Here is a 7,602-nt window from a genome sequence, read left to right as displayed (position 1 = left end):
TTCATTGGATGGAAGATATTATGAAATGTTGACATTTTTACCCTTAATAATACTACTATACTTAAATATGTAAAGTTTTGTAACTACATTCAACATTTCTGTATGCCAATATATTGTTGCAATCTTCCTGCCATCATCTCATTTAACATCTTAAAAAAGGAAATGAGATTACTTTTACCCGCTCCGTTAGCTCCAATCAAGATATTTAAAGGACGCAATTCAATATCCATTGTTTTAATGGACTTGAAACCGTTGAGAATTACTCGTTGCAGCATGGTCAATAATTAGTATTTATACAGAATTTTTTCTATATAATGTCTGTGTTTAGCTATTATACAGAGGTTCATTATTCAAACGAGGAATTGTAAGAATATTTTCTTAAAATTTAATCCGCCGATAAATTTCATTCATCGGAAGTTCTACATTTAAACTATGCAGACTAACTGACATATCAATCTGATCATAAACTTGCAATTGCCAAAGATTATTATTTTGCTCTTCCTGTTTATAATAATGCTCAATATAAGCTTCAGTTTGACTAACAATCACATATTCACAAAAGCTAGAAAGAGAGCGATATTTTCTGAATTTCTCTCCTCTGTCATAACCTTCCGTAGAAGGAGAAAGAACTTCAATAATCAGTAAAGGATTGAGAATTTCATCGGTGCGATTGCCGTTAAATTCCGGTTCACCATTAATCACTAGAACATCTGCATAAGTTCCATGATTAAAATTAGGAATCCAAACCCGCAAATCACTATTGTAAAAGCGAAAATCACTATCTCTGAGTAAAAAACCCAAATAAATTAATATATTACTAGCTATGGCACTATGAACTTCTGAACCTCCAGGCATAACAATAATTTCTCCATTACAATATTCATGGCGTTCTTCTGCGCTTTCCTCTATCGCTCGATACTCATCTGGAGTGAAGTCAGTTTTTGTCACCTCTTTTGTAAGGTTTGGCGGGTTGGTTTGAGAAATAACCACAATCACACCTCCTAGAATGATTAGACCTAAAACGATTATCACCTAGATAGAAAAAATTAACCCAACAGAAAGGCAATAGCTAGTCCAACAAAAAGCCAATATCATAAATATTGTTACGTCAAAATCGCTCCACCCATTAACCGCGCATACCTATACTTCAACTCATCCTGCATCAACGGCCAACGCTCTAAATCCACATCCATATCAATCACTTTCTCTGCTGCTTGTCGCGCTAACAGCAAAACATCCTCATCTTCCACCAAACTAGCCAAAGTAAAATCTGCTACCCCAGATTGCCTAGTCCCCATCACTTCCCCAGGCCCCCGAAAACGCATATCCATTTCCGAGATAAAAAACCCATCCTGAGACTGTTCCAACACCTTCAACCGTTGTTGAGCATCAGGACTTCTCGAACTACTCATTAACAAACAATAAGACTGCGCTGCACCCCGACCCACACGTCCTCGTAATTGGTGTAGTTGCGATAAACCAAATCTTTCCGCGTGTTCAATTAGCATGACTGTGGCATTAGGCACGTCTACACCGACTTCAACCACAGTAGTAGAAACTAAAATCTGCGTTTCATTATCGCGGAATTTGGTAATCGCTTCGTCTTTTTCTGCTGAAGTCATACGACCATGTAAAAGTCCCACTTGAAAGTCAGGAAAAATGCTTTCTTGTAACTTTTGATGTTCATCTACCGCAGAACGCAAATCTAATTTTTCTGATTCTTCCACCAAGGGTAAAACCACATATATTTGTCTACCTTGGGCAACTTCTCGACGCATTAAATCATAAGCTTGCTGTCGTTGTTGACCACTTAACATTGTGGTTTGGATTTGTTGTCTTCCCGGTGGTAATTCATCAATTTGACTAACATCTAAATCTCCATGTACTGTTAAAGCTAAAGTCCGGGGAATAGGAGTAGCCGTCATTGTTAATACATGAGGTTGTTCGCCTTTTTGTTGTAACTTCGCCCTTTGTTCAACCCCAAAACGATGCTGTTCATCAATGACAACTAAACCTAAACGTTGAAAGTTGACTTTATCTTGAATTAAGGCATGAGTTCCCACTAATAAAGGTAATTCACCTGTTTCTAATTGAGAATGAATTTCTCGTCTTTTCGCTATTTTTGTCGAACCTGTTAATAATTCAACGGGCAAATGTAGCAAGTTAAACCAACTAACTAATTTACGATAATGTTGTTCTGCTAATACTTCCGTCGGAGCCATCAACGCTGCTTGATAACCTGATTGAATTGCTGCCAAAATCGCCACAACAGCAACAACTGTTTTCCCTGAACCTACATCACCTTGTACTAACCGATTCATGGGTGTAGATTTTTGCAAGTCGTTGAGAATATCGTTGATAACTCTTTGCTGTGCGCCGGTAAGTTTAAAAGGCAGAATTTCATTAAATTGTTCTAATAATTTCCCTTTGGGGGCAAGAATGGCGCTAGTTTGAATTTCTTTAGCTTTTTTCTGACGTTGCAGTAAGCCTAATTGGAGATAGAAAAATTCATCAAATACTAAGCGGCGACGGGCTATTCTTAAAGCATCGCTATCTTCAGGGAAATGAATATTTGCGATCGCATCCTTCAATTCCATCAAACCATACTTTTCCCGCAAACCTTTAGGTAAGGGGTCTTTCAAATTAACCGCAGCTGGTAAAGCCGTAATCACCGCTTGACGTACCGTATTCGCCACCACTCCCTCAGTCAAAGCATAAATCGGCACAACTCGCCCAATCGTCAGTGAATCAATGCTATCACCTGGATTTGCCAAAACCTCTAATTCTGGGTTATCCAGCGTTAACCCATATTTACCTCCCTTTACCAACCCACAGGCCGCAATTACACTACCCACCGGATAGCGGCGTTTTAAACCTTCTTGCCAACCACGACTGCTAAAACGCGCCCCAGCATAAAAACGGCTAACTTTAATTTGACCTGTATTATCTTTAAGGATTAATTCTAAAATTGATAATTTTTTATTTTTAGGGCTAGTAAAGAAATTACAACGCTTCACCGTGGCTATGATTGTTACCGTTTCACCCCCCTGCAACTCTTGAATATTCACCTGACGGGCATAATCAATATGATCACGAGGATAATTAAACAGTAAATCACGCACAGTATGTAAATCTAACCGCGCTAAATTTTCAGCATTTTTAATGCCTATTTCTGGCAGTTCACTGAGTTTTTGCTCAATTTTTGGAGCTAATCGCCGACTAACTTCTGCAACAATTGGAGTTGTAAGATTTATGGTTTTGGATTTTGATTGGGTATTAGAAGATTGATAATTGGAACTTTCGGATTTTCTCCCCATCTCCCCATCTCCCCATCTCCCCATCTTTTTTTCCTCCCCCTCCTCTAGTTCTTGCTGTAGTTGGTAGAGATATCTTCGGACTTCGGCAATTAAGTGTTGTCTTGCTTCCACTCCCAAATTTGGATAACTGGCAAATTGCATCGCTATTTCGTGCCAGCGAAAGCGTTCTTTGGGGGGCAAAGCTTGGGGGAATTTCCCAAAAGTCAAACTCAGAAATTCACTGAAGCGGTATTGTTTACCCACCAAATCCGCAAAGCCATGTTCAGCCTCTACAGCTAAGGCTTTATGCAATCTTATCCAATCGGGTGTGTCATTAGTCATTGGTCATTAGTCATTGGTCATTGGTCATTGGTCATTAGTCATTGGTCATTGGTCATTGGTCATTGGTCATTAGTCATTGGTCATTGGTCATTGGTCATTAAAGTTAATTGATTTTTATCTACACTCAGTACTCGGTACTCATTACTCGGTACTCGGTACTCATTACTCGGTACTCATTACTCGGTACTCTATTCAAACCAACTAGCACGCCATGCAGCTTCAGCTTCAGCAATTTTGAGTTCTCGCTGCTTCTTTTGATAATCTCGTCCTAGCTTGTTGAGGTTTACCAAAATATTCCGAATTTGCTTGCGCCCTGACAAAAGCGTGGTATCAGCAAATTCAATTTCTCCTAGTCGCAAGTTAATAGTGATAATCTGCGTCATGCTAGAATCTTCTGATTCTTGATCATTGTTAATTTCAATGACTATGTTCAATAGGTTCGGTGGACCTGGCATAACCTCAGCAGACGCTTCTGAAGCCGCCGCCGCCGCTGCTAAAATTGGTTCTGGTAATTTTTTGGGTAAAATCCCAGCCTTTTGGAGCAAAAAATTAGCATCATGGGAAAGTTTTTTCAGCGTTTCCACAATCGCTTCCTCTAAATCTTGCTGCCATTCTGCCAATTCTATCGGGTTAGATGGATCTAAGTATTTGGGATTTTGAGTTTTGGATTCTGGATGTTTTTCATCCTCGTTAACTTCCTCAACTTCCTTAACTTCCTCAATTTCCTCAATTTCCTCAACTTCCTCAATTTCCTCAACTTCTTCACCGTGAAGATAATGGAGCAACTGTTCAGCAGCTTTTTGACCCAGTTTGCGGATGCCTTGTTGCAATTGCTGCCGTTGATTGAGTGATATCTTCAGAAGGTTTTCTGGATATCCCTGAGTACAGAGGTGGTAGCTTGCCAAAATCAACTGTTTCTGTAAGGTTGCTCCTAAAATAGTTAAATAACTAACATAAGCACTGTGAAGTTCTCTAGCGATCGCACTAATCGCTTCTTTCTGCATTGCAATATCCCGCTCTATTCGCTCAATTGCTCTGGCCATATCTTCTCGTTATTTTCCATCTGAACCTTATTATGGTACAAATGTACGACATTGGGGGCAAATGATTATTTATAGCAGTCAGCAGTCAGCTTTTTCAAACTCTTGTCTGACAAAGATTCCAGAATTTAAGATTGTCCTCAGCTACCTGGCAACTGCTATAGATAATTTAAAATTATAGATTATGTCAAGTCCGGCTAATTGCTGATCAAAAGACTCTCCCTGTCTGTGGGCGGTTCCCTAATGCTAAGTTTTCAACGGGACACCATATTACCTCGATTGTACGGAATGCCAATAAAATACAGGCCTGCAAAGCTTGCTAGACCTGTTATTTAACGGCTAACAGCCAACAGTTATCAGTTTCATTGCTGGGCAAAAACCATACCATAAAGCATCAGGACTGTTTACTGTGTAGTGATTTAAGTATTGATTCAGTCACAAGTCCATAATCAATAGCCACTAGCTAATTATATATTTTTAACAACTGACTACTGACCATTGACTAATGACTAAATTACTTAACGCCCATTTGAGCAGCGACTTCCTCAGCAAAGCTAATTTCGTTCTTTTCAATGCCTTCGCCTAGGACATAACGCACAAAGCGATTGACTTGAACTTCTGCACCTACTTGAGACTTAACCTGTTTTACTAAGTCTTCTACAGAAATACTTTGGTCACGAATGTAAGGTTGATCCAGCAAAGTCATTTCTTTAAGGCGTTTGTCAATTCGTCCTTGAACAATCTTTTCTTTGATGTTCTCTGGCTTATTGGCTAAGTCATCCTTGCCCATTTCGATCTCTTTTTCTTTTTTGGCAAGTTCGGCAGGAATTTGATCTATGCTGACATACTCGACGTTAGGACAAGCCGCAACTTGCATAGCTGCGTTTTTAGCCAAGCTTTGGAATTCTTCATTACTGGATGCTTCCTTGGTTTGGGTGTTCAGTTGAACCAAAACACCAACTCGGCCACCAGTGTGAATGTAGCTATCTACTACTCCTGGTGTGTCACCAAGAGCAAAATTGACAAAGCGCCGCACCTGAATATTTTCTCCCAGGGTAGCAATAACTTGCTTAATGGCTTCGTCTACGGTAACGTTGGCATCTTCAACATAGGGTTGAGCTAGTAAAGACTCAACAGTGTCAGCCGTTGCGGCTTGCTTGGCTAGGCTCTTAACTAAAGCTTTAAAAGCATCGTTACGGGCAACAAAGTCTGTTTGACAGTTGACTTCTATCAGTACACCTACTTGGCCACCTGGCTGAATGTAGGTGTCTACTAGACCTTCTGCCGCAATGCGATCGCTTTTTTTACCCGCAGAAGCGATGCCTTTTTGCCGCAGCCAATCGCCGGCTTTTTCTATGTCGCCATCAGTTTCTTTCAGCGCTTTTTTGCAGTCCATCATGCCAGCACCAGTTTTTTGGCGTAGCTCTTGGACGAGTTTTGCAGATATTTCCGCCATGTTGCCTCAATTCCTAACTTGACAAGAAGATTTGTAATCGCTCACGGTGTTGAGTATTTCTATCTTACTCACGACAATACAAAGTATGAGCCATGAATTATGAATTATGGAGGATGAAATCAGTTTTTTCATCCTGCATCCTTTCTCTACTTATGCTTCCTCTTCTTCGTCGGGAACCACTGCGTCAGCGTACTCACTTTCGTCGTAGTCGTAGTCTTCTTCAGCGTAATCTTCGTAATCTTCTTCCGCTTCCAGTTGACCGTGACGGCCTTCGTAAATAGCATCTGCTAATTTGCCGACAATCAGCTTAATCGACCTGATTGCATCATCGTTGGCTGGAATGGGAATATCTACTACATCTGGATCACAGTTTGTATCCAACATGGATACAATGGGAATACTCAATTTTTGGCATTCTTGAACTGCGTTATACTCCCGGCGTTGGTCAACAATGATTACAACATCGGGGACTTTTCGCATATTTTTAATACCGCCCAAGTACTTTTGCAGCTTTGTCATTTCCCGACGCAGCATGGAAGCTTCTTTTTTCGGCAATAAATCTAATGCGCCCGTTTCTTCACGGCGTTCTAAATCTTTCAACCTGTCTGCTCTGGTTTTGATTGTCGCCCAGTTGGTGAGCATTCCACCCAACCAACGTTGGTTAATGTAGTGAGAACCACAACGAGCAGCTTCTTGAGCAATAATTCCTGCTGCTTGGCGCTTTGTACCCACAAACAGGAATTTCTTCCCTTGCTCAGATTGCGATCGCATATAGTTATATGCATTATCCATCAACTGTGCTGTCTGCACCAAGTCGATGATATGTACACCATTACGAGAGGTGTAGATGTACGGAGACATCTTTGGATTCCAACGTCGGGTTTGGTGTCCAAAGTGAACCCCAGACTCCATCATTTGAGCCAATGAAACAACGGGCATTTTTGTAACTCCTATTCGGGTTAATCCTCCACCCAGGCGCATTTCCATTAAGGAAACACCCGAATCCCCGGATGTGCGGAATTTTAGTCAACTGTTCTAGGGTAGCACAACTGTGGCAAATGTGAAGGAAAGTTTATATTTTTTTATTGCATCTACACAACTAAAAAGTAAATGGAAATGCGAAAAGTATGAATTTAAGCCAGGTTTTTAATATTTATTTATCTTGCTATAATTTTACTCACACCTATTTGAGGTCAAGTAATGAAAGCTTTTGAAGTCATGGGAAAAGTTGATGAAAAAGGTCAATTATTATTAGATCAACCTTTAGAAATTCATACATCTAGTCAAGTCAGAGTAATTATTCTTGTATCAGATGAAACTGAATCTGATCCTGATGATACTTCGGTTGGGGAAATTAAAGAGAGTTTAAAAAGCCCTTAAAGTAGTACATAATAACTAGCAGCAACTCAAAAGTTAAGAAGCTTAATGAGAATGACTAGCATTAACAGGGACATGGTGTGACAAAGTA

At 40.1% G+C, this 7,602-nt stretch carries 8 protein-coding genes; 2 read left to right on the top strand and 6 right to left on the bottom strand.

The window, feature by feature from the left end:
- Positions 1-89: 89 nt before the first annotated feature.
- From H6G59_RS26885 to recG, 3 genes are all read right to left on the bottom strand, one after another.
- Positions 90-275, bottom strand: coding sequence for an AAA family ATPase (locus H6G59_RS26885; protein WP_242038992.1), 186 nt, complete (start codon positions 273-275; stop codon positions 90-92).
- Between the two features lie 103 nt (positions 276-378).
- The gene (locus H6G59_RS26880; protein WP_190721108.1) at positions 379-990 is read right to left on the bottom strand and encodes a Uma2 family endonuclease; all 612 of its coding nucleotides are present in this window, start codon (positions 988-990) and stop codon (positions 379-381) included.
- A 113-nt stretch (positions 991-1,103) separates the two neighbouring features.
- The gene (gene recG / locus H6G59_RS26875; RefSeq protein WP_190721104.1) at positions 1,104-3,638 is read right to left on the bottom strand and encodes an ATP-dependent DNA helicase RecG; all 2,535 of its coding nucleotides are present in this window, start codon (positions 3,636-3,638) and stop codon (positions 1,104-1,106) included.
- Here recG and H6G59_RS26870 point away from each other — a divergent pair.
- Positions 3,603-3,749, top strand: coding sequence for a hypothetical protein (locus tag H6G59_RS26870; protein ID WP_190721101.1), 147 nt, complete (start codon positions 3,603-3,605; stop codon positions 3,747-3,749). The genes recG and H6G59_RS26870 overlap by 36 nt on opposite strands.
- 77 nt (positions 3,750-3,826) lie before the next feature.
- On the opposite strand, the gene H6G59_RS26865 is transcribed toward H6G59_RS26870, so the two are convergent.
- The 3 genes from H6G59_RS26865 to rpsB form a co-directional block, all read right to left on the bottom strand.
- Positions 3,827-4,681 (bottom strand): hypothetical protein, encoded by an 855-nt coding sequence (locus tag H6G59_RS26865; protein ID WP_190721098.1) that lies wholly within the window; start codon positions 4,679-4,681, stop codon positions 3,827-3,829.
- Positions 4,682-5,192: 511 nt separating this feature from the next.
- The gene (gene tsf / locus H6G59_RS26860) at positions 5,193-6,134 is read right to left on the bottom strand and encodes a translation elongation factor Ts (protein ID WP_190721095.1); all 942 of its coding nucleotides are present in this window, start codon (positions 6,132-6,134) and stop codon (positions 5,193-5,195) included.
- Between the two features lie 150 nt (positions 6,135-6,284).
- Entirely contained in the window at positions 6,285-7,073 is a 789-nt protein-coding gene (gene rpsB, locus H6G59_RS26855; RefSeq protein WP_190721092.1) for a 30S ribosomal protein S2, read from the bottom strand.
- A gap of 261 nt (positions 7,074-7,334) precedes the next feature.
- On the opposite strand from rpsB, the gene H6G59_RS26850 reads away from it, so the two are divergent.
- Complete coding sequence (locus tag H6G59_RS26850; protein WP_190721111.1) at positions 7,335-7,514, top strand: type II toxin-antitoxin system RelN family antitoxin; 180 nt, start codon at positions 7,335-7,337, stop codon at positions 7,512-7,514.
- Positions 7,515-7,602 lie beyond the last annotated feature (88 nt).

The organism is Anabaena lutea FACHB-196, assembly GCF_014698305.1.
Lineage (GTDB): Bacteria > Cyanobacteriota > Cyanobacteriia > Cyanobacteriales > Nostocaceae > Anabaena > Anabaena lutea.
This window is presented reverse-complemented; position numbering and strand designations above follow the sequence as displayed.

Excerpts from the sequence above, each read along its gene's own strand:
- H6G59_RS26850 (WP_190721111.1), top strand. The coding sequence starts at position 7,335 with ATGAAAGCTTTTGAAGTCATGGGAAAAGTTGATGAAAAAGGTCAATTA.
- rpsB (WP_190721092.1), bottom strand. The coding sequence starts at position 7,073 with ATGCCCGTTGTTTCATTGGCTCAAATGATGGAGTCTGGGGTTCACTTT.
- H6G59_RS26885 (WP_242038992.1), bottom strand. The coding sequence starts at position 275 with ATGCTGCAACGAGTAATTCTCAACGGTTTCAAGTCCATTAAAACAATG.
- H6G59_RS26870 (WP_190721101.1), top strand. The coding sequence starts at position 3,603 with ATGCAATCTTATCCAATCGGGTGTGTCATTAGTCATTGGTCATTAGTC.
- H6G59_RS26865 (WP_190721098.1), bottom strand. The coding sequence starts at position 4,681 with ATGGCCAGAGCAATTGAGCGAATAGAGCGGGATATTGCAATGCAGAAA.
- recG (WP_190721104.1), bottom strand. The coding sequence starts at position 3,638 with ATGACTAATGACACACCCGATTGGATAAGATTGCATAAAGCCTTAGCT.
- tsf (WP_190721095.1), bottom strand. The coding sequence starts at position 6,134 with ATGGCGGAAATATCTGCAAAACTCGTCCAAGAGCTACGCCAAAAAACT.